This window comes from Pseudomonas siliginis (genome assembly GCF_024072275.1).
GTDB classification, from domain to species: Bacteria; Pseudomonadota; Gammaproteobacteria; order Pseudomonadales; family Pseudomonadaceae; genus Aquipseudomonas; species Aquipseudomonas siliginis.
On sequence record NZ_CP099598.1, the window covers coordinates 2759478 to 2778787 of the forward strand.

Genomic DNA, 19310 nt, shown 5'->3' on the forward strand with positions numbered 1-19310 from the left:
GCTACCCATCATGAATGAGGTTTTTGATCTGTCCGGCGCCGCTGCGGCGCTGGGGATCGGCATGCTCATCGGTCTTGAGCGTGAACGGCACAAGGGCACCGGCGATGCGCGACACTGCGCCGGTTTGCGCACGTTCGCCATTACCGCGCTGTTGGGGTATGTCGCGCTACAGGTCGGCGGTGGCCTGCTGCTGGGGATTGTCGCCGGCTGTGTCACGTTGCTGACCAGCGTTGCGTACTGGCGTAGTCAAAGCGACGACCCTGGGCTGACCAGCGAGGTGGCGTTGATCGCGGTGCTGATCCTGGGCGCGTTGTGCGCAACTGCGCCGGCGCTGGCCATTGCCCTTGGCGTGGTGATTGCGGGCCTTTTGGCGTATCGCCAGACGCTGCATCACTTTGCCAACAGCCAGTTGTCCGACACGGAAATGCGTGATGGCCTGATCTTGCTGATCGCCGCGCTGGTAATACTGCCATTGGCACCGGACCGATATATCGGCCCCTACGCCGCGATCAATCTGCGCACCATTTGTACCGTGACGGTGTTGCTGATGCTGGTCGGCGCGTTCGGCCACATTGCCGTGCGCGCTTTGGGCTCGCGCTATGGCTACGTCATCAGCGCGATTGCATCCGGCTTCGCCTCCAGTACCGTGACGATCGCGACCATGGGCCAACGCCTTGCCCATGAGCCGGGCAATATCCGCATCCTCAGCGCGGCCGCGATTTTCTCCAATCTGGCAACGGTGATACAGGTCGGACTGATCCTCATGATGGTTGATCCGAATCTGCTGAACAGTATATGGACGCCTCTGCTTTTCGGCCTGATCGCTACGTTGTTGTACGGCGCCTGCCTGATGTTTCCCGACCCCACGCGAGGGAGCCGCAGCAAACCGGTCGATACGGCAGGGGCGTTCAATCTGAAACTCGCGGTCATCGTGACATTGACGCTTACCGGCATCACATTCGTCTCCTCGGCCATGCTCAGCCACTTTGGTCAGGCAGGCTTGTGGCTTACCGCAATGCTTTCGGGCTTTGCCGATGCGCACTCTGCCACAGCGTCCATCGCAAGCCTGGCCAAGGCGGGCCAGGTGCCTTATGACTCGATAGTCGTGCCAGCGCTGATTGCCGTCAGCAGTAACTCGGTGAGCAAATGCGTGGTGGCGTGGGTCAGCGGCGGCAGGCGTTTCGCTGCCTGCGTGATCCCGGGCCAGTTGTTGCTGACCTTGGCCATGTGGGCGGGCACTGTGCTGTTTTGAGCGCAATCGGTGCTCTTGCTGATAAAGATCAAGCTGCCAATGGCCACAGCATTCACCCTGAAGACTGTTTGTTCTGGCTGGCCGCATGCCGAGGTATCCCATGTCACAGACTCCGCGTTTACTGTTGATCGCTCCCTGCGCCATGGAGCACACGCCTGCGTTCGAGCGCGCGGCTGCGCTGGCCCAGGCCATGCAGTTGCCGTTGCACATCGTGGCCTTCGACTACTTGCAGGCGCTGGCAGTGGCAGGGCTGTTTGCCCCCGAGCAGATCCGCCTCGCCCGCGATGGTTATCTGCGCACTCACCGGCAGTGGCTCACAGAGCAGGCTTCATTGCTGGCGAGGCATCAGATCATGGTCACCAGCGAGGTGATGTGGGTTCAGGATCCCTTCGCCGAGATCCTGCAGTTCATCAACGAGATGCCGTTGCTATTGATCATCAAGGATGTGCAGCACGAGTCCGTGCTGGAGCGTATTTTCTACACCCCGCTGGACTGGCAACTGTTACGCGATTGCCCGGTGCCGGTGCATTTGGTGACCGACGACACTCATCCGCGCCCACGCCGTGTGCTGGCCATCGTCGATGTCTTGCGCAGCGAAGAGCAGGACTGCCTGTTCAACGATCAAATCATCGATGCCGCCACCCAACTGGCCGCGCAGTGCGATGCCAGTCTTGATGTGGTGCATGTTTACGACTGGACGGCGGCTTACGCCACGGACATGGGGTTCGGCGCACTGCCATTGGCCACCGGGATCCATGAAACGCTGGGCACTGCGCAGCATGAGGCATTTACGGCCCTGGCCGAGCGCCACGGCGTGCCGGCCTCATGCCGGCACTTCATCGAGGGCGCGCCGGTGCGCAGTATCTGCGAGTTCGCCATCAACAAGCAGATCGACGTCATTGTCATGGGCACAGTGCAGCACCACGGCTTGAGCAAGTTGTTAGGCAGCACCGCCGAACAGCTGCTGCATCGGGCACCTTGCAGTGTGCTGGCGATCAAGCCGCAACCCACACTGCAATCCTGAAACACGAACGCCCCGAGGTGAATCGTTGGCCGACTCACCTCGGGGCGATTCATTTACAGGTCAAGACGATGAATGACCTGGCGTGCGTCGTCCGGATCATTGTGGGTTTCGAAGCCCAGGCTTTTGGCCAGATCGCGCATCGCCGCGTTACTGGCGGCATCGACCGAGTACATCTGGCGAAATCCGTTGTGGCGGGCTGCCTTGATCAAGTGTTCCATCAGCAACGTGCCCAAGCCCAAGTGCTGCCATTCATCGGCGACCGTCACCGCGCACTCGCATTGATGTCTGCCTGTGCCGGCATAGCGGCTGATGCCGATTTCGATCAACTTGCCGTTCTCGTGAACCAGTGCAATGAAGGCGGTGCGCTGTTTGTTATCGGTGTCCATCAACTGGTCGAGCAGAGCAGTGCCGGGTTCGCCGATCTGGGCGAGAAAACGCATGTGCCTGGATTCGGGGGACAGGCGCTTGATGAAGTCGTATTCGCGCAGGCGATCCTTCTCCGTGAGCGGCCGGATCAATACATGGCGACCGTCCTTGAGCGCCTCAATCCAGTATTGACCGGAAACCGCCGCGTAAGCGGCCACGGCCTGATCGTTGTGGTCTTTGACGGTGAGCATGGTCATTCTCCATCCGGTTCGAGAGGCTGGCGGGCGGTTGGAAAACCGTCCGCTTGCCTCCCTTCTACGCGGTTGCCCATGGCGACATCTGATCTACATCAGACAGCTGCCATGCGCCTCGTTGATTGACCCGGGTTTGATGTAAATCAACGCCCGGCCAGGGCGAGCGGGCGCAGTCTTGAAGCCTGCCGGCCCACCGCGCCGGTGCCGAGCGGAGGTGTGTGATGGGCCAATATGAACGTCTGTTGCTGGTCGCCGACCAGACGCTGCATCAATCGGCGGCGATGCTGCGTGCCATCGCGCTGGCCAAGGCGAGCGGGGCGGCACTGGATGTGCGGGCCTTCGTCGAGCCGGTGCCGATCACCCATCTGTGGGAGGAAAAAATCGATGACGTGGATGCTCAGCGCTATCAGCGGCGCTACCGTCGCTGGGTGGCCGATGAGCTCGAGCAGCTCAGCAACCAGGGGCTGGACGGCACCGTTGATGTGGTCTTCTCCAGCCATCCGCTGCTGGACATCCTCAAGACCGTCCATGTGCTCAAGCCCGACCTGTTGATCAAGGATGTGCGACTGGAACCGGCGCTCAAGCGCGTGTTCATCACGCCGCTCGATTGTCACCTGCTGCGTGAGTGTCCGATCCCCGTGCATCTGGTCAATCAGATTCGCTATGCGTTGCCGCATCGTGTCGTCGCGGCCGTTGATCCGTTTGATCCAGATACCCAAATCAATGGCTTGAACGACGTCATCATACGATCGGCGAACGCTTTGGCGTTGCAATGCGACGTGCCGTTGCACCTGCTCTGCGCCTACGATTTGTCCGCCGCTTTCAACGGCGATGCACCAATGATCAACGGTGGCTGGAACGAAGATCTGGCGAACGAGCTGCGTCAGACACTGCATCAGGCTTTTGTCGCCCTTGCCGATCGTCACGGTGTGCCACCTGAGCGTCGACACTTCGTCATGGGCCATCCAGTGCAGGTCATCAATGAGTTCGTCGAGCAGTACCTGGCCGACGTGGTGGTGATGGGCACGGTTCATCGCGTGGGCATCGAACGCGTGATCGGCAGCACCACCGAGCGCGCCTTGTATTCGGTGCCGGGGAGCATTCTGGCGGTGACGAAAGAGCCTGTGCGTTGAGCATGATCGCAGCGTAGCGAGCCAGCCTGTTCGCTGGCTCGCTAGGGTATTGCATAGATCTTGAACAGCTTCCTGGCCGCATCGCCGGCGCCGCCCAGATGTTTGTCGAATGCCTGTTCAATTTCGCCGGATTGGTACATTTCACTCAGCGCCGTGTCGACCAGCAGACGGAAATCCTCATCCTCTCGATCCACTGCCATCGCCGTCGGTGCGTACTCGAAAATCCGCTCCAGCAGCACCAGGTTGCCCGATGGATAATTTCTGGTCAGCAGATGCTTGAGCAGCATGCGTTCAGCGAAAAACGCATCGGCTTTGCCATTGGCAACCAGATTCAGACCGGCTTCTGCGTTCTCTACGGTGACCAGCTTGGCTACTACACCCAGCAATCGCATCTGCTGTTGTATCCACGTTTCGGTGACCCCGCCGGCGATGGCGGCATACGTCTGATTGGCCAGACCACGGTTCACCGTGGCTCGCCACGTTGGCCAGGTATGGGCCACTTTGCCATTCAGCACATTGAGCAAGGTTTCGGAAGCATCCTGGCGCACCACGGCCGAGAGCCCGGCGGTGTAAATCGGCACCGAGTAGCTTACGACCCTGCGCCGCGCCAGCGTGGGTGGGGTCGGCGTACAAAGAATGTCGATCTTGCCGGAACTGACGGCGCTCATCTCGTCGTTGAGCGAGACCGGTTGGTACTGGATTTTCAACGTCGGCAGATGCAGATCGATCCTGACCTTCTCGGCTATTTTCAGGCAGAGATCGATGGCATAGCCGCTGGCTTTATCGGCGGCCTGATCACTGAAAGGCATGAAGTCAGGCACGTAGCCAAGGGTGATCGCTTGACTGGCACGGATGCGCTCCAGCGTATTGCCATGGGTCACTACCGGTAGCAGCGCAAGGACGCAGACGAGCAGCAGGTGGTGGGCTCTGATCAGTTTCACGTTCATGCGCGCGGTTCCTCGAATTCAGATGGCAGTGCTGTACCGAAGACTTCGATCAAGGGTTATCAGGCCGGGGGCCGACAGGCGCAGGGGCAGCGACAAAACGTTTGGCGAGGAAACCGTAAAGCAGGTAGCCGAACACCAGGACCAGGATGCCGCCGAATACCGCGTCTTTGCCGCAGGCATACAGCGCATACAACGAATAGGCCACGGCAACCACTAACAGCAGGGTATTGCGCGTGTATACGGCGGCGCTGACTCTGGCTTTGTACATCATGACCAGCAGCCCGGTGGCTGCCGTCACGTAGGGAATCAGGTTGGTCACCGCCGCGAGGCTGACGAGTTTTCCAAACTGCGCGCTCGCGTTCGGCGAAATGGTCGACAGCGCCATCAAGGTCTGCAGGACGCCGCAGACCAGCATCCCGACGATGGGGGCGTTGCGTGCGCTGACCTTGCAGAACAGTTTTGGAAACATCCCCTGATCAGCGGTCACCTTGGCCGTTTGCGCCAACGTGAACTGCCAGCCCAGCAGCGAGCCAACACAGGCCATTACCGCGAGCGCCATGATGATGTTGCCGACCAGGGGATTGAACATGTGTGCATAAACGAGCGCGAAAGGAGCAGATGAGTTGGCCAGTTCGGCGTTGGGAATAATGCCCTGAATGACCGTCGTCGAGAGCACATAGATCACCGCTGCGCCCAATGTCCCGAACAGACAGGCCAGCGGTACGGTGCGCTTGGGGTTTTCCACCGCATCTGAGGCCTGGGCTGCCGACTCCATTCCGAGAAACGCCCAGAGCGTGAGGGGAATCGCTTTGCTGATGGCCTCGGATATCGGCAGTTGATTCGGGTTCCAGGCGGCGATGATCAGATCGGGTTTGAACCAGAACCAACCGATGATGCTCAAGCCCGCTACAGGAATGATTACCCCCCACACCGTAACCGCACCAATCCTGCCGGTGATGCCTGGGCCGCCGAAATTCGCCACGGTGGTCAGCCAGAGCAGGCCGACCGTTCCAACGAATAAAGGAATGGCGCCGCTTCCCAGCCAAGGCATGAACGACGTCATGTAGCCCACTGCCGAAATGGCCACCGCCACGTTGGCGATGGCCAGCGACAGGAAGTACAGGTAAGAGCACAGAAAAAAGCCTGACTTTGCATGCGCCTCTTCGGTGTAGGCGGATAGCCCGCCAGAGCGCAGGCAGAAGATGCCGCACTGGGAAAAACAATATGCGATGGCCATCGAGCCGACAGCGGTGACTATCCATGACAGCAATGAAACAGCCCCGAGTTGGGCCATGCTCGTCGGCAACATGATGATGCCTGAGCCCATCATGTTCACCGTCACCAGTGTGGTGAGCCCCATGAGGCTCATTTTCTTGCTTGAGTCGGCCATCGCAGTTCCCTCGATTTGCGCAACGCATCACCGCTCAGCCAACGCTCAAGGTTTTGCCGGCATCGGCAGTACGCAGCTTTTCAAGCGACGTTCAACGGTTAGAAAGACAGGTGATTTCAAGTGCATCGAAACAGCGCGCCCATCGCTTCGATATGGCTTGCCCGAGGGATGGCGAAGGCATGGCAGGAACTCATGGACGGGCTCAATGCTGCTGGCGGTTGCAGCCCGACACCATCTGCTTGAGGCCGTCCATGTTGCGGATTTTTACGTCGCGTGCGGTGATTTCCACCAAACCCTGATCGCGCAAGTGGGCAATGCCGCGGCAAATGGTTTCCAGACGCAGCCCAAGGTAGGAGCCGATTTCTTCACGGCGCATTTTCAGCACGAACTCTTTCGAGGAATAGCCACGGGAGCTGAGGCGTTGTGAAAGGTTGACCAGGAAAGCCGCGAGGCGCTCATCTGAGTTCATGTTGCCCATGAGCATCAACATGCTGTGATCGCGCACAATTTCCCGGCTCAGCAGTTTATTCAGATTGTGCTGCAGGGATGGCAGGCTTTGCGCGAGTTTTTCCAGCTGTGCGAAGTGAATCGGACAGACTTCGCTGTCTTCCAGCGCATACGCAGTACACGCGTGTTGATCGATGCTGATGGCGTCCAGCCCGAGCATTTCGCCGGGAATATGAAAACCGGTCACTTGCTCGCGGCCATCGACGGAGACCACGCTGGTCTTGAACGAACCTATTCGCACAGCGTACAGAGAGCGCAGCGGGTCCCCGGTCCGGTAGAGAGCGACACCTTTCTTCACCTTGTATCGCTGCACGATCAGCGTATCGAGTCGATCAACCTCCGGGCCAGTCAGACCGAGCGGCAGGCACAACTCAATCACGCTGCAGTTGGAACAGGCAGTTTTGAGAATCGGCGGGGGCGAGTGGGCTTCAAGCATGGATAAGCAGCCTCCAATGAGTGTGATAAGCATAGAAGTCTTCGCAGCGCACGTACTTTTCGTTTGGCGTGCCAGCGTGATTACGGACGAACGGCGGGGAGGGAACTCACAGAGGCGTCGGGCTCTTCGCCGCTCTTGTATTGCAGGGTTAATGGGGAAACTTGATGCATATCAAGCGTGGCGGTTGGCAGAGTTGCAGAATCGTCCGATGGCGCTGACTGGAAACACTCGTGATGTTCAGGCTCAAACGAATTCTGTTGATCGCACCTGCCGAAATGACCCGCACCCCGGCGTTTGATCGCGCCCAGGCACTTGCTAGGGCCAGTGGCGCGTTGCTGCACATCGTAGCGTTCGATCATGTCCAGTCCCTGGCGTTGGCCGGCCTGATCGACCACGACGCCATGGCGCAAGCGCGTGAAGGCTATTTGCAGATGCATCGCCAGTGGCTGGAGCAGCAGGCCCGGTTTCAACGTGGCGCCGGCGTGCAAGTCAGCACCGAAGTGGTCTGGGCCAGGGCCACCCCGGCGCATGTGCTTGAGTACATCAATGACATTCATGTCGATCTGGTGATCAAGGATGCTCACCATGTTTCAGCGCTCAATCAAACGTTTCATCCGCCATTGGACTGGCTATTGGTACGAGATTGTCCCGCCTGCGTGCATCTGGTCACCGAGGCCGCACATCCGAAACCCTTGAAGATCCTGGCGGCCATTGACCTGTCGCATCTCGAGGATCTGACCCAAGGGCTCAATGACCGGATACTTGGCGTTGCATCGACATTGGCAGCTAAATGCGATGCATCGTTGCACTTGTTGAACGTCGCCAATTGGTCAGTGGTGGGTGATGCGGCGATGAGTGTGCCGAACTTGAGTCTGGATCACAGTTTGCGCGATGCGATCAACGACACTCAGCAGGAAGCCTTCGATACGCTGGCCGAGCGCTATGGTCTCGATGAAGAGCATAGCCACCTGCTCTCAGGTGTCTCGTACCGGGTGATCGAAGACTTCGCCCGGCAGCACGCGTTCGACCTGCTGGTGCTCGGTATCTGTCACCATCAAGCGCTCGACGGCTTCATCGGCGGCACGGCCGAATGCCTGATGAACCGGGCTTCTTGCAGTTTGTTGATGGTCAAGGCAATGCCTGCCACAGCCTGCCCGGTCATCGCAGCAGTTGATGGTAATCGGTTGAGGATAATCCATCAGTGACTGCGCCCGCCGTGTGCGTATTGCCATTGTTGCCAGGCGTGCCGATATTTCTCATCGGCGCGTTTCCTCGCTTCAGTGAACTTGTGCATGGTGTCTGGAGAAAACGGCTCTTCAAGGACGGCATAGGCCCGTTCGCTGAGCCGATCGGCTTCGTGAAACAGTGCGCCACTGTCATCGATCGCGTCGGGGACATTGGCGGTTGTCATGGCTGAATCATTGATGACCATATCGTGAACCTCGCAAAGCAAGAATGAGGGTGGGTTGCGGACCTGCCACCCTGTGGCCGCATCTGTAACTTTCACGCGTTCGAGCAGCTTGTGACTGTCCCTGATCCGAGATGCGGGCGCAGCCGAGTCATGAATCTATTTCGATCCAGTTTGTCGTCGCAGCGATTGATCCAGATCAATGTCGCTCGCCAGTTTCATCGCCGCTTTGTCGGTTTTCCAGGCGCTTTCGCAAGGGTGGTGGACAAGCCTCGATATTCAGGTTTTTCACTGTACCAGGACCCCTGCAGCGTACTGGCGGTCTAGCGCAAACGCTGGTGCACCTTACAAAGTCAGCGTTCCGGCCCACAACATCCGGCCAGCGTAAATCGCGGCGGCCCAGATGATGATCAACACACCCGTTTCCGGACCGCTGAGCGGCTGACCCTGACGTGTTTTCAGCGTGCCCAGGTAAATCAACGATCCAAGCGCGTAGAGCAGAGCGCTGAGCAGCAGGTATTTGGGGCCGGCGGCATACAGCTGAATCAATCGGATGATTATTCCCCTGCCGGAATCGATAACGTCGCCCTCAAACCTCCCTCTGCGCGGTTTGTCAGTTCAATCCGTCCGTTCAGTCGCATCGCGATGGTGTTGACAATGGTCAACCCCAACCCGGCTCCATGCGCCGTGCCACGGCTGTAAAAACGCTCGAACAATCGCTCTCTGCCTGATTCATCAATTCCCGGCCCTTGATCGTCGACCGTCAAATGACAGACGCCATCAGACTTGCTCAGGTGCACGGTGATCGCACCGTGTTCGGGGGAGAAATTCGCCGCGTTGGTGATCAGGTTATTCAGCGCGATGTCGATGGCGGCGGGGTCGGCGAGGACATGAAACGGTTGGTCGCTGACCTCGAAGATCAATTCAAGGTGTTTGCTCAGCAACCATGGTGTCAATTGCACCAGGCTGTTGCGTACGGTTTCGCTGAGATCAATGCGTTGCAGTGGCGGCGGGTTGGGTTTGGGTTCAAGACGCGCCATGGTCAGCAGCTGGTTGACCAGTCGGCTCGTGCGGTCGACTCCGGAGATCAGAAACTCAAGTGACTCACGACGCTCGTCTTCGGTACCGGCCTCCTGCAGATTTTGCGCATGCACCCGCAGCACCGCCAGCGGCGTGCGCATTTCATGCGCGGCATCGGCGATAAAGCGACGCTCCCGGCCGAGCACTTCCTGAATCTGCGCGAGCATGCGATTGAGCGCTGCCTGCATGGGCTCCAGCTCACTGGGCAGGGGCGTCAGTTGCAGCGGCTCAAGTGAACCACTGTGACGGGCGCGCAGAGTCGCCGCCATGTCTGCCAGGGGCTTGAGTCCCCAGCCTATGGCCAGCCAGATCATCGCGGCGAGGATCAGGCTGCCAAGCATGTTCGGCCACAGCGTGTGGCGTACGATGCGGTCGACCAGGTCGGTGCGCACATCGTCGCGCTCGCCGACCCAGATGCGCAGGCCGTTCTGCTTGTCTTCCAGCATGAACGCTCGCCATTGCCGACCTTTCAGATCGACGACGTCGCTGAAGCCCGTTCTCGTCGGCGGCGCAGTGAAGGAGGGCGCACTGGCGGTATGTACCAGCACCTCGCCTTGCGGGTTCCACACCTGGAAGGCGATTTTGCTTTCGTAAGGATGTCCGTCAACCCGTGGCTTGGCTTCCCCGAGAGCCTGATTGAACGCCTGATACAACTGCGCGTGCTCGGTACTCGCCATCGGCATACGCATTACGCCCTGCAACAGGCGTGCGTTCTGCGCCAATTGCGCGTCGTAAACCTCGGCGATTTCGTGGTTGCTGTCATGCACATTGAAGGTGCTGAGTATCGCCAGACCGGCCAGTAACAGGCCGATGATCAGGGTCAGCGTGCGCCGGCGGATCGAGGTCATCGACGCTCCTCCACCAGATAACCCACGCCGCGGATGGTACGGATCAGGTCGGTGGAGAACTTCTTGCGCAGGTGATGAATGTGCACTTCCAGGGTGTTGCTTTCCGCTTCTTCGTTCCAGCCGTAGAGCAACTGGATCAATTGATCGCGAGTCATCACCCGCCCCGGCGGCGACAGCAGTTCGTGCAGCAACTGATATTCCTTGGGGGTGAGCGCGACCGGTTGGCCTTGATAACTGACCTGCTGGGTGCCGGGGTTGAGGCTGATGCCGGCGTGTTCGATCAGCGCCTGGGCGCGCCCGGCACTGCGGCGCAACAAGGCGCGCAGGCGGGCTTTGAGTTCGGCGAGGTCGAAGGGCTTGACCAGGTAATCGTCAGCACCGGCGTCGAGTCCGGCAATGCGGTCCTCGGTGGCATCGCGCGCGGTGAGAATCAATACCGGCAGGTTCGAACCGCTGTCACGCAGACGACGCAACACTTCAAGGCCATCCATGCGCGGCAGACCGAGGTCCAGCACGGCGACATCAAACGTTTCGCTGAGCAGGGCATGCAAGGCGCTGCTGCCGTCCTTGAGCCAGTCGACCGTGTACCCCTCGCGGCCCAGCGCCTGATAGATGCCTTCACCCAGCGCCACGTCATCCTCGATCAGTAATAAACGCACGCGCACTCCTTTCAGTCGAGTTTCTTGTTCACGTCCACCAGCAAGGCGTCGATCTCTTTACGACGCCCGGCGTCGGCACTTTCGCGGCCCGCACGGGGTGCGGCTTGTCTGGCCTTGATCAGCGCTGCCTTGGCTTCAGCGTAGCGCTTCTGACGGTAGAGATGGTCGCCCCAGAAGTACAGACTGTCGATGCCATCGGGGTTGAGCTGCAGGGCTTGTTTGAGCAATTGCTCGGCCTTGTCGCTGTCGCCAAAGCCGATCGGCCAGCCCGGTACCCGATCGTACAATGCAGCGAGGCTGGTGTATGCCGAGCCTTGCAGGGCTTTAGGGTCAAGCGTCAGGGATTTTTCCAGGTCCGCTTTGGCGTCCTTGGCTTTGCCCAGGGCACCGAGCCCGCCCTCGGCACCGGCCCAACTGCTGGTGACGATGCCTTTCCAGATCCAGGCTTCGGCCACATTCGGACGTTGCGTGGTGAACGCGTTGGCTTCGCTGGCCAATTGCTCGAACGCCGCGGCGCGCTGCTTTTCCGCGACCTCGTATTGAATGTGCGCCCAGTTCTGCTGGATGCCGGTGAGACGTTGCTGATCAGCCGGCTCAAGCGCCCAGACACTTTGACTGAGGGCGGCAAACAGCAGGCATGTGGAGAGTTTTTTCATGGCTTTGAAGCCTCGTTGTCAGGTTTTTCACTGAGACGGCGGATCAGTGGCAATTGCTTGCGCAGACCGCGATCCACCAGATGGGGCAGCAGGTTGTTGAGTCTGATGAAGAAGCGTTCGGGCCAGCCCAGATACAGATCACGACGATCGCCGGCAATCGCATGCATCACTGCCGACGCCACGGTCTGCGGATCGTCAACGCTGGCCTTCAGGGCATCGTTCAAGGCTTGCGCAGCGGCGCTGTTCATCGAGGTGCGGGTGGCCCGGGGCGCGACATACAACACGCTGACCCGCGTGTCGGCCAGCTCGCGGCGCAACGCCTCGGAGAATCCGCGCAGGGCAAATTTGCTCGCGCAATAACTGGCGTAACCGGGGTAGCCGATCGAGCCATAGGTCGAGCCGACGTTGACCACCATCGCACTGTCAGCCTGCTTGAGCAGCGGCAACAGCATTTTGGTCAGGCAGATTGGCGCGCTGATGTTCACCGCCAGCATCGCGTTGATGTCACTGTCATCGAGCTGTTCGAGCATGGCGAAGTGATTGACCCCGGCGGCGTTGATCAGCAGGTTGATGCCGCCGATGGCGTCGGCGGCGGCCAACACTTTGCGCCGATCGCTAAGGAAGGTCAGATCGGCGGCGACCCAGCACAGGTTCTGCGGATACCGCTCAAGCAGCGGCAACAGCGCCTCTTGATGCCGCGCCACGGCCAATACCCTGGCACCGGCGGCGCACAAGGCACTGGCGATGGCCAGGCCGATGCCGCCACTGGCACCTGTCAGCACCACGCGGGCTTCATGCAGCTGCATCTTGGGCCTCAGCGTCGCGCGGCAGATCACGGAACATGTCGGTGTAGAGCCGATAGACGACTTTCGAAGCATGAATGACCGCCGCTTGATCGTCAGGGTCTTCCAGCTGATTCATCAACCGCCGATAGGTCTGCATGTGCTCGATATCGAGTGCGCCGTGGGAGCTCAGATAGCTGAATGCCGTTTCCGGCAGCGCCAGGCGATCGCGAATGCTCCCCGCCGCGTGGGTAGCCAGGGCAATGCTGGTGCCTTCGAGCACATTTACCATGCCGAACAGACCCACCGGATTGCCCCGGGCGATCAGGTCGTAGAGAAAACTGACCATCAGCTCGATTGACAATGACGGCTGGCCATCGCGCACGGCGTCGCGATCACCACCACAGGCGGCAATGTCGTTGAGCACCCATTGTTCGTGGCCGTATTCATCCTCAATGTACTCGCACACCGCTTTGCGCAGCCATTCCAGGCGCGTCGGCAGGCGTGCACCGCAGGCCATCATCAGCGGCACGGTGTGGCGCACGTGGTAGTAAGCCTGGGCAAGAAAGGCCCGATAGCTGTCGAGGCTGACCTTGCCTTGCAACGCATCGACGATGATCGGCAGGTTGAACAGCTCGTGGCGTTCGCGTTGTGTGGCTTCTTGCAGGGTGTCGAAAAAACTCATTATGCGGATTCCTCGGAAGTGGCGGATTCGGTCAATTGCGTGTGGTACTGCGCGATGATGGCGTCGCGGCGCGGCCGGCCATTGGCGGTGAGCAGGCCGTTGGCGGCGGTGAAGGGGTGCGCCAGGCGCGTCCACTGATGCACCTGGGCGTAATCGGGCAACGCCTCGTTCGCTTCGGCGACGGCGGCGGTCAGCTCGGCATCGGTGCAGTCCGGACGATGCGGCCAGAGCAGGGCGTGGTTGTGCGGCATCGCCTCGCCATAGACGAACGCTTGAGCGATGTGGCGGCGCTGGGTCAGTTCCGACTCGACCCATTCCGGGTTGACGTTTCGCCCGTAGCTGGTGACGAATTGGTGTTTTTTGCGGCCCTTGAGATAGAGAAAACCTTCCGGATCGAACTCGCCCAGATCGCCACTCGGCCACCATTGATCGGTATACGCCGGCTCCCCCAGATAACCGAGCAACACCGAACCCTTGATCAGCACTTCGCCGTCCTCGGCCAACCGCACCTCGATATGAGGCAGAGGGCGCCCGACGCTGCCCGGACGGCGCGCGCCGGGGCGATTGAGGCATACGACCGAGGCGCACTCGGACAAGCCGTATCCCTCGTAAACCGCTAACCCGACCCGTTGCGCGCGGTGCAGCAGATCCGCTGACACCCGCGCTCCACCGACCGCGGCGAAGAGCAGGGTTTGCGGATCGAAAGCCTTCTGTTCAGCGGCGCTGACCAGAACTTGCAGCAGCTGTGGCACGAGTATCAGGCTCTCCGGCGCACGCTTGGCCAGATAACCGAGCAGGCGCGCAACATCGATGCCGCTGGCACCTTGAATGCCGAGGGTTGTCTGGCTTGGCAGGCTCAACACCGCACCGGCGTATAGCGCGGCATAACAGCCCAGGTTCTCCAGCAGGATCGCCAAAGGCAACAGCGCCAGATGGTGCTCCGGTCCAGTGGCTGCGCTTGCCTGATCAAGCTCCCGGGCAACGCGCAGGAAGCTGTCGGCGCTCAGGCACACCCCTTTCGGCGTGCCGGTGGTCCCGGAGGTAAACGTGAGTTTCGCGGTGCCCGCCGGCATGCGACTCGGGCCATTGAACGAGCGACACCAGAATTCGCCTCGTAATTCATATCCCGCCGCCAGCAGCTCGGCTTGCAGTTGCGGCTCGGCGATCACCCGTTCGGCCTGGCTCTGCTCCAGACAATGGGCGCGCTGCGCGGCACTGAAAAACGGTGGCAGCGTTACGCAGGTCAAGCCTTCGAACAACACAGCCAGATCCCAAAGCATCGCGTCGACGCCGTTGTCCAGCGCCAGCGCGATCACCTGCACCTGCTCATCGCGCAGGCGCTCCTGGCGATACAACACCTCGGCATACAGCGTGGCGTAATCTATTCTCAGCGTGTCGCCCCACAGGGCTGAGGCGTTGTCATTGCGCCGGGCATGGTCGCGCAGGGTTTCCTGGAAGCGCTGCAATTCAAGCGACATGGCAGGCTCCTTCAACGGAAGTCGGCAAACCCAGGCGAGTGAACAGGCCAATATTGCGCAGATGAACAAATCCCGCGCGAATGTTGCCGACGTGCACCCAGGGTTTGCTTTCGTAATAACTGCCCCAGTGTTGACGCTCGTCACCCAGTCGCTGTGGATCAGCGGCGCACAATGTCACGGGCTTCAGACCCAGGCGATGGAAGCTGTTGACCAGCCCGATGTTGCCGGTGAAGGTCACCCATTCCAGGCCGCCCATGGCCAGCAGATAGGTGATGGCGATGATGCTCAGGCGCGCACTGCCGGTATCGCTGGCGGCGAGGTTGCCGACTTCGACAATGACCTTGCGATCCACTGCACGACCGGCGGCGGCGCTGATCAACGGCTCGATCGGTTCATCCAGATAGCGCTCGAGAAACAGTGCCTCCAGATGCGCTCGACGGACCCCGGCCACTGCGCACAACTGGCCATCGCTGTTGTGCATGCCGAACAGCTCGGGCATGAAATGGCGGATTTCGGCACCGTGAGCCGTGCGAAAACGCTGCTGGATAAAGGCTTCGAAGGGCGCGCGCAGTTCGTCCTCCGGCAACGCGTTTCTCAGCGTCATCGGCATCGATTCGGCCTGGCCGAAGTGCAGGGGCAGCGGGATGTTCCAGTCGAATTCGGGCATGGGCAGAACGCCTCCCTCAATGGGTTTGAGCGCAGTATCCAAGCCATTTCTTAACGAAGTCTGAAGATGAAAAACCGTTAACCGCAGCGCCGATCTTCAGACTCCCTTAAGGCTGGGCAAGCATGGTTAGCCTTGATTCAGGGCAACCGGATCGATAATTTCGAGCGAGATGATCGTCGCTCCACAACAATCACGAGGCGTTTCCTATGATTCGCGACACCGCTGTAACCCGTTATGGAAAACTCTCAATCATCCTGCATTGGCTGATGCTGGCGTTGTTCGTCGGTGTGTATGCGTGCGTCGAAATCAAAGGCTATATGCCCAAAGGCAGCGAAGCACGCGGCCTGCTGATGGGTATGCATGGGCTGTTTGGCGCAAGCATCTTCGCGTTGGTGTGGATTCGTCTGATCGGCCGCCTGACCCCGCGTCCGCCGATCATCCCCAAGCCGCCAGCGTGGCAGACCGCAATCGCGCACCTGACGCACCTGGCGCTGTATGGATTGATGATTGTCACACCGCTCCTCGCGTGGTTGATGCTCGCGGCGGGCGATAAGCCGTTTCCTTACTTCGGCTTCCATGTGCCGGCGCCGGTGGCTATTGATCCGGACCTGGCCAAACAACTCAAGTACTGGCACGAATGGATTGGCAGTGCCGGCTACTGGCTGATCGGCCTGCACGCGTTGGCGGGGCTGTTCCACCATTACTGGGTGAAGGACAACACGTTGCAGAGGATGTTGATTGAGCGTGCCCGCTCTTGAGGCAAGCATCTGGCGCTGTTCGCTGAAGGTAATGCTCGCCGTAACTGAAGCGCATGGCTGCGGTGGAGTTGAAAATCCGGAACTGCCGGCCCTCGCCGATGCCGAAATAGCATCGACAACGAGGGCAAAGCCATGACTGAAGAAAAACCCGAAGTGCCGCAAGAAGTACCGGATCAAACAACCCCGGCGCATTCCACCGAAGAAGAGCGCGAGCGCTTGAAGGACTTCAACAAGGACGGTATTCCGCCGGGCAGTTGCTGATCACCAGTTACCGCGGCTGCGTCACCAATTCTCCGCTGATCGCATCCATCATCGCCGGATGCTCCTCAGCGGCCACACGCAAATCCTCGGTGACCCGCAACTCCGCACCCGTCGGCGAGTAGGTTGCTGCCGCCGTGAAAGGTGCGGGGTTGGCCGGCACCGGGCGTTTGCCGCGGCGCCAAAAGAAAAAGCTGACCATGCTCAGGTTGACCACCGCAAATACCCAGAACAGGCCGTTGGCGCCGAACGAGTTCATCACCGGCGAGATCATCATCGGGCTGATGGCCGAGCCCAGCGAGTTGATCAGCAGCAAACCCTGAATCATCGGCACCAGCGCTTCGGCCGGGGCGCGGTCGGCCGCGTGGCTGACGGCCACCGGGTACAGCGCGAAGACGCCGCCACCGAGCAGAAACAGCATCGCCGCGAGCATTGTCGAAGACAGCGGCAGCAGCACAATCACCAGCGATAATGCCGTGCATGCCACCGTCAGAAGCGTCAGCACCTGCAAGCGATCCGTGCGGTCGGACCAGCGTCCGACCGGATACTGCAGCAGCATCGCGCCGAGGATCGTCCAGGCCATCATGCTGCCGACTTCTCCGACGTCCAGACCTCTGCGTTGCAGATACAGCGGCAACAAGGTGTAGATCGCCGCGATGGTCACCCCCGAGCCGAAACAGCCGACCAGCCCGGTCGGCGTCACGCCCAGCAGTTGCCGGGGCTTGAGCGGCTCGACCTGATCGAGCAGCGGCGACACGCGCGGCAGGATCACGATCGGCAGCACCGACAGCGCAGCAAGCATGCCGGCGACCATGAACGGCGCGCTGTCGCTCATGCCGGTGATGGTCCCCAGCGTGGCTTGGCCCAAAACGCCAGCGCCGTAAAGGACGATCATGTACAGCGCGAGCAAGCGCCCGCGAATCTTCTCGTCACCGGCCAGCAGCAGCCAGCTCTCGATCACCAGAAACACACCGACCGTGGCCCAGCCGTTGATCAGGCGCAGGACCAGCCAGCCCCAGGTCTCGTAGAACAGACCTTGCAACAGGATCGTCACGGCGATCAGCGACGCGAAGCTGCCGTAGGCACGAATATGGCCGATGCGCAGAATCAGCCGGTCATTGAACACCGCACCCAGCGTCAGGCCGATGAAGTAGGCCGACGAAACAACTCCGATCATCGTCGCCGAGGCACCGGCGGCGTCCAGGCGAAGGGTGGTCAGGGAAGACAGAAAACCATTGCCCAGAGCAATAATGAACAGCCCGAGCAGGGGCGCCAGCGCCATGGCCAGCAAACGCGGAGACATAAAAACCTCAAGAAAATCGAACAGCGCAACGTGCGCCACTGCGCGTGCGGTTGCCAGGCTGGAACAGGTGTTGTGCAGGGGGTCTGCCGATCGGGCAGGGTGGTGACGTCGGACGACATGGCCAGCCCTGCAAGTTCGCGTCTGTGACCAGACGCGCGATGCGAGAGCGCGGGATTCTACGGCTTGCGCAGGATTTGCCAATAGCTGACGGCTGCGACGTTAGGACGCAGGCCCGTCAGAGTTCGCCGCGTTCAGGCCTTGAGCAACCTCGCGGCACAGCTGACAAACAACAACAGCACGGCCACGCCACCCAAGGCGATCGTCAACGAGCTGAAATGGGCGATCAGGCCAATGAACGCCGGCCCCATCAGAATCCCCGCATAACCCATGGAAATGATTGCCGGAATAGCGGTGCGCTGCGGCATGCGCTGTTGTCGACCTGCGGCGCTGAACAACACCGGAACGATGTTCGAGCATCCGGCGCCGACCAGCGCATAGCCCAGCAATGACGCCGGCCAGCCATCGAACACCAGCGAAATCAGCATGCCGACTGCCGCGCAGATACCGCCGAGCGTCACTACACGAATGCCGCCCAGTCGGCTGACAATCGCGTCGCCGGTCAGCCGTCCTAGCGTCATGGTTGCGGCGAAACAGGCGTAGCCCAATCCTGCGTAGCTCGATGGCATATCGCGTTGCGAGGCAAGAAACACCGCGCTCCAGTCGAGCATTGCGCCTTCGGTCAGGAACACGATGAAGCAGAGGACACCCAGCAACAGGACGATTGCGCGCGGAACCGCGAAGATCGGGCCGTCGCGCTCGGTACCGTAAGGCAGCAGGTTTGGTGCAGCCTTATATAGCGAGGCGAGAATGATCGCCACCAGGCACAGCACCGATGGCAGCGGATCCAGGCCAATACTGAGCATCGCCGTCATCGCCACGGCACCGGCGATACCGCCCACGCTATAGAGCCCGTGAAAACCCGATTGCAGGGTTTCGCCGCTGTTCTTTTCGACGATGATCGACTGGATATTGATCGCACAGTCGAGCATGCCCATGCTCGCGCCGAACAACAGCACCGTGAGCGCCAGCCCCGGTAGCCACGTCAACTGGCTCAGCATCGGCAGCACCGCACACAGAGCCAGAGTTGAGGCGATGATCACCGGCCGACAGCCAAAACGCGCGGTCAGGTATCCGGCGAACGGCATGGCCACGATCGAGCCGATGCCAAAGCCCAGCAACAACAGGCCCAGGCCACCTTCGTCCAGCCCGGTGCGCGCTTTTACCAAAGGAACCAGCGGCGCCCAGGCCGACATGACAATGCCGGTGATCAGGAAAACGATCCGCGTGGACGCGCGCTCGCCGTAGTTTTCGCGTATTGCCAGGGATGATGTGCAACCGCTCATGGACGATAAGCGCCGA

The 19310-nt window shown here is 60.3% G+C and carries 21 protein-coding genes; 6 read left to right on the forward strand and 15 right to left on the reverse strand.

The annotated features are described in order from the left end of the window. The first annotated feature begins 10 nt into the window (after positions 1–10). Positions 11–1252 (forward strand): MgtC/SapB family protein, encoded by a 1242-nt coding sequence (locus tag NF676_RS12885; RefSeq protein WP_252878071.1) that lies wholly within the window; start codon positions 11–13, stop codon positions 1250–1252. A 100-nt stretch (positions 1253–1352) separates the two neighbouring features. Further along, a complete protein-coding gene (locus tag NF676_RS12890; protein ID WP_252887849.1) occupies positions 1353–2276 on the forward strand; it encodes a universal stress protein in 924 nt (307 codons plus the stop codon). Between the two features lie 53 nt (positions 2277–2329). Here the strand turns inward: NF676_RS12890 and NF676_RS12895 are convergent, their stop codons facing one another. Further along, entirely contained in the window at positions 2330–2893 is a 564-nt protein-coding gene (locus NF676_RS12895; protein WP_252883742.1) for a GNAT family N-acetyltransferase, read from the reverse strand. Between the two features lie 224 nt (positions 2894–3117). Between NF676_RS12895 and NF676_RS12900 the strand changes: the two genes are divergently transcribed. Then, the gene (locus tag NF676_RS12900) at positions 3118–4029 is read left to right on the forward strand and encodes a universal stress protein (RefSeq protein ID WP_095179817.1); all 912 of its coding nucleotides are present in this window, start codon (positions 3118–3120) and stop codon (positions 4027–4029) included. 41 nt (positions 4030–4070) lie between these two features. Here NF676_RS12900 and NF676_RS12905 read toward each other — a convergent pair whose 3' ends face one another. From NF676_RS12905 to fnr, 3 genes are all read right to left on the reverse strand, one after another. Then, entirely contained in the window at positions 4071–4976 is a 906-nt protein-coding gene (locus NF676_RS12905; protein WP_252887850.1) for an amino acid ABC transporter substrate-binding protein, read from the reverse strand. A gap of 49 nt (positions 4977–5025) precedes the next feature. Next, positions 5026–6366 (reverse strand): putrescine-ornithine antiporter, encoded by a 1341-nt coding sequence (gene potE, locus NF676_RS12910; RefSeq protein ID WP_252887851.1) that lies wholly within the window; start codon positions 6364–6366, stop codon positions 5026–5028. Positions 6367–6568: 202 nt separating this feature from the next. Further along, positions 6569–7309 carry a fumarate/nitrate reduction transcriptional regulator Fnr gene (fnr, locus tag NF676_RS12915; protein WP_252887852.1) on the reverse strand — a complete coding sequence of 247 codons (741 nt, stop codon included), beginning with the start codon at positions 7307–7309 and terminating at the stop codon, positions 6569–6571. Between the two features lie 233 nt (positions 7310–7542). On the opposite strand from fnr, the gene NF676_RS12920 reads away from it, so the two are divergent. Beyond that, positions 7543–8514: a universal stress protein gene (locus NF676_RS12920; RefSeq protein WP_252887853.1), complete on the forward strand. Its 972-nt coding sequence runs from the start codon at positions 7543–7545 to the stop codon at positions 8512–8514. On the opposite strand, the gene NF676_RS12925 is transcribed toward NF676_RS12920, so the two are convergent. From NF676_RS12925 to NF676_RS12965, 9 genes are all read right to left on the reverse strand, one after another. After that, the gene (locus NF676_RS12925) at positions 8508–8720 is read right to left on the reverse strand and encodes a hypothetical protein (protein ID WP_241149620.1); all 213 of its coding nucleotides are present in this window, start codon (positions 8718–8720) and stop codon (positions 8508–8510) included. The two genes, NF676_RS12920 and NF676_RS12925, sit on opposite strands and share 7 nt — an antisense overlap. Before the next feature lie 342 nt (positions 8721–9062). Further along, positions 9063–9266 carry a hypothetical protein gene (locus NF676_RS12930; RefSeq protein ID WP_056785583.1) on the reverse strand — a complete coding sequence of 68 codons (204 nt, stop codon included), beginning with the start codon at positions 9264–9266 and terminating at the stop codon, positions 9063–9065. Positions 9267–9274: 8 nt separating this feature from the next. After that, a complete protein-coding gene (locus NF676_RS12935) occupies positions 9275–10645 on the reverse strand; it encodes an ATP-binding protein (protein WP_252887854.1) in 1371 nt (456 codons plus the stop codon). Beyond that, entirely contained in the window at positions 10642–11304 is a 663-nt protein-coding gene (locus NF676_RS12940; RefSeq protein WP_016774538.1) for a response regulator, read from the reverse strand. The genes NF676_RS12935 and NF676_RS12940 overlap by 4 nt, the downstream gene beginning before the upstream one ends. An 11-nt stretch (positions 11305–11315) precedes the next feature. After that, positions 11316–11960, reverse strand: coding sequence for a tetratricopeptide repeat protein (locus NF676_RS12945; RefSeq protein WP_041478760.1), 645 nt, complete (start codon positions 11958–11960; stop codon positions 11316–11318). Beyond that, on the reverse strand, positions 11957–12766 hold the full coding sequence (locus tag NF676_RS12950) for an SDR family oxidoreductase (RefSeq protein WP_122699284.1): 810 nt from the start codon (positions 12764–12766) through the stop codon (positions 11957–11959). Before NF676_RS12950 ends, NF676_RS12945 begins: the two co-directional genes overlap by 4 nt. After that, positions 12753–13427, reverse strand: coding sequence for an iron-containing redox enzyme family protein (locus NF676_RS12955; protein ID WP_252887855.1), 675 nt, complete (start codon positions 13425–13427; stop codon positions 12753–12755). Before NF676_RS12955 ends, NF676_RS12950 begins: the two co-directional genes overlap by 14 nt. After that, positions 13427–14905, reverse strand: a complete 1479-nt coding sequence (locus NF676_RS12960; protein ID WP_252887856.1) for an AMP-binding protein — start codon at positions 14903–14905, stop codon at positions 13427–13429. The genes NF676_RS12955 and NF676_RS12960 overlap by 1 nt, the downstream gene beginning before the upstream one ends. Beyond that, on the reverse strand, positions 14895–15572 hold the full coding sequence (locus NF676_RS12965; protein ID WP_150742028.1) for a thermostable hemolysin: 678 nt from the start codon (positions 15570–15572) through the stop codon (positions 14895–14897). Before NF676_RS12965 ends, NF676_RS12960 begins: the two co-directional genes overlap by 11 nt. Before the next feature lie 206 nt (positions 15573–15778). Here NF676_RS12965 and NF676_RS12970 point away from each other — a divergent pair, with 206 nt between their 5' ends. Next, a complete protein-coding gene (locus NF676_RS12970) occupies positions 15779–16330 on the forward strand; it encodes a cytochrome b (RefSeq protein ID WP_150742029.1) in 552 nt (183 codons plus the stop codon). Between the two features lie 132 nt (positions 16331–16462). Beyond that, on the forward strand, positions 16463–16591 hold the full coding sequence (locus NF676_RS27585) for a hypothetical protein (protein WP_290127647.1): 129 nt from the start codon (positions 16463–16465) through the stop codon (positions 16589–16591). Between the two features lie 7 nt (positions 16592–16598). Here the strand turns inward: NF676_RS27585 and NF676_RS12975 are convergent, their stop codons facing one another. Beyond that, a complete protein-coding gene (locus NF676_RS12975) occupies positions 16599–17891 on the reverse strand; it encodes an MFS transporter (protein WP_150742030.1) in 1293 nt (430 codons plus the stop codon). A 251-nt stretch (positions 17892–18142) separates the two neighbouring features. Further along, positions 18143–19294, reverse strand: a complete 1152-nt coding sequence (locus tag NF676_RS12980) for an MFS transporter (RefSeq protein WP_252887857.1) — start codon at positions 19292–19294, stop codon at positions 18143–18145. Positions 19295–19310 lie beyond the last annotated feature (16 nt).

Coding starts and splice junctions, on each gene's coding strand:
- NF676_RS12885 (WP_252878071.1), top strand. CDS start 11: ATGAATGAGGTTTTTGATCTGTCCGGCGCCGCTGCGGCGCTGGGGATC.
- NF676_RS12890 (WP_252887849.1), top strand. CDS start 1,353: ATGTCACAGACTCCGCGTTTACTGTTGATCGCTCCCTGCGCCATGGAG.
- NF676_RS12895 (WP_252883742.1), bottom strand. CDS start 2,893: ATGCTCACCGTCAAAGACCACAACGATCAGGCCGTGGCCGCTTACGCG.
- NF676_RS12900 (WP_095179817.1), top strand. CDS start 3,118: ATGGGCCAATATGAACGTCTGTTGCTGGTCGCCGACCAGACGCTGCAT.
- NF676_RS12905 (WP_252887850.1), bottom strand. CDS start 4,976: ATGAACGTGAAACTGATCAGAGCCCACCACCTGCTGCTCGTCTGCGTC.
- potE (WP_252887851.1), bottom strand. CDS start 6,366: ATGGCCGACTCAAGCAAGAAAATGAGCCTCATGGGGCTCACCACACTG.
- fnr (WP_252887852.1), bottom strand. CDS start 7,309: ATGCTTGAAGCCCACTCGCCCCCGCCGATTCTCAAAACTGCCTGTTCC.
- NF676_RS12920 (WP_252887853.1), top strand. CDS start 7,543: ATGTTCAGGCTCAAACGAATTCTGTTGATCGCACCTGCCGAAATGACC.
- NF676_RS12925 (WP_241149620.1), bottom strand. CDS start 8,720: ATGACAACCGCCAATGTCCCCGACGCGATCGATGACAGTGGCGCACTG.
- NF676_RS12935 (WP_252887854.1), bottom strand. CDS start 10,645: ATGACCTCGATCCGCCGGCGCACGCTGACCCTGATCATCGGCCTGTTA.
- NF676_RS12945 (WP_041478760.1), bottom strand. CDS start 11,960: ATGAAAAAACTCTCCACATGCCTGCTGTTTGCCGCCCTCAGTCAAAGT.
- NF676_RS12950 (WP_122699284.1), bottom strand. CDS start 12,766: ATGCAGCTGCATGAAGCCCGCGTGGTGCTGACAGGTGCCAGTGGCGGC.
- NF676_RS12955 (WP_252887855.1), bottom strand. CDS start 13,427: ATGAGTTTTTTCGACACCCTGCAAGAAGCCACACAACGCGAACGCCAC.
- NF676_RS12960 (WP_252887856.1), bottom strand. CDS start 14,905: ATGTCGCTTGAATTGCAGCGCTTCCAGGAAACCCTGCGCGACCATGCC.
- NF676_RS12965 (WP_150742028.1), bottom strand. CDS start 15,572: ATGCCCGAATTCGACTGGAACATCCCGCTGCCCCTGCACTTCGGCCAG.
- NF676_RS12970 (WP_150742029.1), top strand. CDS start 15,779: ATGATTCGCGACACCGCTGTAACCCGTTATGGAAAACTCTCAATCATC.
- NF676_RS27585 (WP_290127647.1), top strand. CDS start 16,463: ATGACTGAAGAAAAACCCGAAGTGCCGCAAGAAGTACCGGATCAAACA.
- NF676_RS12975 (WP_150742030.1), bottom strand. CDS start 17,891: ATGTCTCCGCGTTTGCTGGCCATGGCGCTGGCGCCCCTGCTCGGGCTG.
- NF676_RS12980 (WP_252887857.1), bottom strand. CDS start 19,294: ATGAGCGGTTGCACATCATCCCTGGCAATACGCGAAAACTACGGCGAG.